This is a genomic window from Bartonella sp. CL63NXGY (assembly GCF_042194905.1).
Classification (GTDB): domain Bacteria; phylum Pseudomonadota; class Alphaproteobacteria; order Rhizobiales; family Rhizobiaceae; genus Bartonella.
The window spans coordinates 1-289 of the sequence record NZ_JBHINK010000127.1; the positions used below are offsets into that span (position 1 = coordinate 1).

Consider the following 289-nt stretch of genomic DNA (forward strand, 5'->3'; position numbering starts at 1 on the left):
TTAACGGCCTTCTTCTACGACCAAATCGTGACCGATCCAGAATTGATCGGCAAGGATAAAGGCCCAGTGGGGATTGTCGTGGACCGGGTTTACGAATTGGGTTGGTCAATCCTGCACATGAGGAACCGGGTTTACCGTTATCTTCAATTGCACAATAACCACGTTAATAACAATAACGATATGATGCACTCTACCCTGAACTTTAACTACAAGTGGGGTCTCGATCACTTACTTGATTGGGATGGAGTCATCACCTTAACACCACAACAAAAAAAGGATGTCACCGATC

Annotated in this window: 1 protein-coding gene; it reads left to right on the top strand. The window is 45.0% G+C overall.

Going from position 1 to position 289, the window contains the following annotated elements; all coding sequences use genetic code 11:
- Positions 1 to 27: 27 nt before the first annotated feature.
- A partial coding sequence (locus ACFIK0_RS09665; RefSeq protein ID WP_375663955.1) for a hypothetical protein occupies positions 28 to 289 on the top strand: 262 nt, incomplete at its 3' end.